Consider the following 2950-nt stretch of genomic DNA (forward strand, 5'->3'; position numbering starts at 1 on the left):
AAATCATGCGAGGTGAGAATTAACTTGTCCGGACGACACCGGAACGCTTGTCCGAATGATGCCGGAATCGCTGTCCGGATAGACCGAAATACGCAACGTTTTCGATAAGGCTGGATTAAAAGCCTCCAAACCCAATAGCCAGTAGCAATTGCATAAAGCACATTTTTACCTAAAAACATCCAGTCAAAACCGGTATCAGGCCAGTAGAAAACAATATCAATCACTGCTACGGTGAAAACAAGCAAGCAAATGCCCGCCCATAGATCCAAGAGAGGTTACTTTAGCGACGTCATTACTTCCTCCGGTTATCATCAAACGCGCTGTATGAGGCATACTAGCTCATTGCCCGTAGAGCTAAGCGAGTCGTTATAAAAACGTTAACTACGATAATTTCTTTAACCGAGAAAAGCAAATCAGTGGCGGTAGGAGCGTGGCTAGCTAATTGTTTATAACTATCTAAATCAACAGGTTTACTTCGAAGAGCAGCTTCCGGATATTTTGCTTAGTCGACATTAATAACAAGAGTTCGACTTTTTGATTAGCTTCATCAACTTTATAAAATACAAGGTTATAGTCATCAACCAACCACTGCCTATAATCAGCAACCCCCAGACTAAGAAGTCGCTCGCTAATGGGGCCTATTTTAGGGTTAACTGGCAGTTGTTCTTTAATCCTGTCTTTTATGTTGGCAATCACCTTATCAGCAATCGACTCTGAATAATTGTGTTCTATGAAGCTACGGAAGCGTCTGGTAGACAACTTAAAGACACGAGAGGCTTCTACTCTATAAAACTCACTCGAATGCTTCATCAAGGCTCAACCTTTCGTCATCCAACGACTTTTCGGATAGCTTCAGAAGCTTCAAAAGTGCTAGAGTTTCTTGTTGAAACTCATAATCGGAAAAAGACTGAACCACGTACGCGGGTTTGCCCTTTTTGGTAACAAGCAACTCTTCATTGAGTTCAAGGGAATTAGCGTTTTCTTTTAGATAAGTAACCGTTTCAGTTTTCACAAAAGGCCTCAAAAAGACTTTTTAAAGACTGTCGATAACTATAACACTACTTCTACAGTGCGCAACTCTTTATGTTCCAGTTAACCGAGCTTGCCGTCTTTAGTCGCTTTCAGGGGCGCGCTCAGTTTCACCATCAGAATCGCCTTGTTTCTTCGCTTCTTCAAGTACTCGCTCACGGAAGCGTTCAAGACCTTGCTCTATTAGCTTGTAGGTTTCATCAGCATCGCTTTCTACTTTTCCTTCGTAGACCTGTAGCCCTTGCAAAATAGTAACCGCGTCTTTAAAACCTTTGTCGATGCCGCCTTTTATCAGCTCCAGAAAGTTATTCAGCGTCTCTTCTTCTGAATCACCAGGGTTTAACTCTTTATAACGGCTGTAAAAATTAGTGGCAAAGGAGACAATGCGATCAGCCGTGGCTTTAGGGGAAGTGTCGACGCCAGACTCGTAAATTTTCTTCGCTGCGTTCTTTCCCATGACAGGCTCAAGCTCGGCATTAATGCCTTCGAGTGCGGTCTTGTACAGCAAGCTTAATGACTCATTGTTACTATTTAATGAGACCTTTTCATGCGCGGCGAGAATAGCGGCATTATATGCCTTCTTCGACTCTGTTTTTGCGTCTTTAACATCACGGTTATCGGCGTTAGATTCAGTTCTTACGCTATTAGAATTAGGCTTGCCAGAGCCTGTTGCGAAATTGGTTGGATTAATAGGCATGATGGCACTCCTGCAAAATCGGCTATCACTGACTTTCAGTATAGTCCGTAACTGTATTATCGGCAGGTTTTGATTAAAGTTTAGACGATTTAGCCTTCTGATTTAGGCTTAAGGGAGTAATAAACCGCATAAATGACCGTGCAAAATACACCAACAAAAATAGCGCGATAAAAGTCAGCGCCAGAGAGCCCATTCGTCAATACTTCATAAATAGCCACACCAGCACCAATTCCCAGGCCGGTGAGTAATGCGTTTTTCATTTTTCTTCCTTGACTTCGTCTTTAACCAAGAGATCGACCAACACTTTTTGGAAAACATATAAACATGCCCCAATGGCAAGCAATATAATCCATATTGGCGATAGCAGATCGCCGTGAAAAAAATAGATATCTAAGACTTCAGCAATTAACGTTACTAAAACAACAGCGATGACGGCTTTTATACTGTGCTTATTAATTGTTTTTATTATGTCTTTTTCTGTCATCGGGTTACCCTTTTATACTTCAAAACCTTTATCTTTAAGTAATCTTTTCAGTTCACCATGCCCATTTAAGAGCGGTGTTACCCGGACTTTTTTCCCTGATTCAAATTCCAGTACAAACCAATACATAAGAGCGTTGAAGTTTGCCGAAACAAGGTTTTCCCAACGCTCTTCTTTTATACCCGTCCAGGGACTATAAAACGTTATTATGCATGAATCGAACTGCCCTTTTACCTTGAAGTATTCAGCAAGTGACGCGTAAGCGGATAGTCCAAAGCTACAAATTAAAATTAAGCCATAAATTGCATCAGCGGAATTATTGAAAAGCTCTTCACCGAACAGAAACTTCCAGCCAAGATAAGCAGTAAAAAGAAGGCAGACTAAGCCAAGAAGAAATAACCAGCTCCCATAATAAAGTCTACCATTCGTCTGCTTTGCTGCAGCGCTTCTGGTAATTACAGGCCCCAGTAAGACAGCTACCGCTCCACCGAGCAATCCAAAAATAATACTTGAGTCCAAAACGTTTAACTCCTTACCGACTTTTTTCTAAGGAGTTTTTTGCTTTATCGAAGCCTTCCTGAATACCCGAAGAAAGACTAGGCAAAGCGGTGGCTAACACTAAGCAAAGAGACGCAACCAGCATCATATTTGAGAGTGTTCAATATTCTGTGTCAGCCAAGTTTTCATAAATCTATGTGGCCATCCAGTCGACCTTCAAAGTGGATGGTTAGCTGAGACAGTGT

At 41.7% G+C, this 2950-nt stretch carries 7 protein-coding genes; all 7 read right to left on the reverse strand.

Features of this window, described 5'->3' with window-relative positions; translation table 11 throughout:
• Positions 1–269: hypothetical protein (locus BLT32_RS13005; RefSeq protein WP_218124032.1), on the reverse strand; the 269-nt coding region annotated here is incomplete at its 3' end.
• Between the two features lie 187 nt (positions 270–456).
• Positions 457–810, reverse strand: a complete 354-nt coding sequence (locus tag BLT32_RS12730; RefSeq protein WP_053954640.1) for a hypothetical protein — start codon at positions 808–810, stop codon at positions 457–459.
• Entirely contained in the window at positions 794–1012 is a 219-nt protein-coding gene (locus BLT32_RS12735) for a type II toxin-antitoxin system prevent-host-death family antitoxin (RefSeq protein ID WP_053954639.1), read from the reverse strand. Before BLT32_RS12735 ends, BLT32_RS12730 begins: the two co-directional genes overlap by 17 nt.
• 99 nt (positions 1013–1111) lie before the next feature.
• Positions 1112–1726, reverse strand: a complete 615-nt coding sequence (locus BLT32_RS12740) for a DUF5610 domain-containing protein (RefSeq protein ID WP_053954638.1) — start codon at positions 1724–1726, stop codon at positions 1112–1114.
• An 89-nt stretch (positions 1727–1815) separates the two neighbouring features.
• A complete protein-coding gene (locus BLT32_RS12960) occupies positions 1816–1986 on the reverse strand; it encodes a hypothetical protein (protein ID WP_161802666.1) in 171 nt (56 codons plus the stop codon).
• The gene (locus tag BLT32_RS12745) at positions 1983–2210 is read right to left on the reverse strand and encodes a hypothetical protein (protein WP_053954637.1); all 228 of its coding nucleotides are present in this window, start codon (positions 2208–2210) and stop codon (positions 1983–1985) included. Before BLT32_RS12745 ends, BLT32_RS12960 begins: the two co-directional genes overlap by 4 nt.
• A gap of 12 nt (positions 2211–2222) precedes the next feature.
• Entirely contained in the window at positions 2223–2726 is a 504-nt protein-coding gene (locus BLT32_RS12750; RefSeq protein WP_053954636.1) for a hypothetical protein, read from the reverse strand.
• Positions 2727–2950 lie beyond the last annotated feature (224 nt).

It is taken from the genome of Idiomarina zobellii (assembly GCF_900100855.1).
Classification (GTDB): Bacteria; Pseudomonadota; Gammaproteobacteria; order Enterobacterales; family Alteromonadaceae; genus Idiomarina; species Idiomarina zobellii.

Excerpts from the sequence above, each read along its gene's own strand:
- BLT32_RS12730 (WP_053954640.1), bottom strand. The coding sequence starts at position 810 with ATGAAGCATTCGAGTGAGTTTTATAGAGTAGAAGCCTCTCGTGTCTTT.
- BLT32_RS12740 (WP_053954638.1), bottom strand. The coding sequence starts at position 1,726 with ATGCCTATTAATCCAACCAATTTCGCAACAGGCTCTGGCAAGCCTAAT.
- BLT32_RS12960 (WP_161802666.1), bottom strand. The coding sequence starts at position 1,986 with ATGAAAAACGCATTACTCACCGGCCTGGGAATTGGTGCTGGTGTGGCT.
- BLT32_RS12745 (WP_053954637.1), bottom strand. The coding sequence starts at position 2,210 with ATGACAGAAAAAGACATAATAAAAACAATTAATAAGCACAGTATAAAA.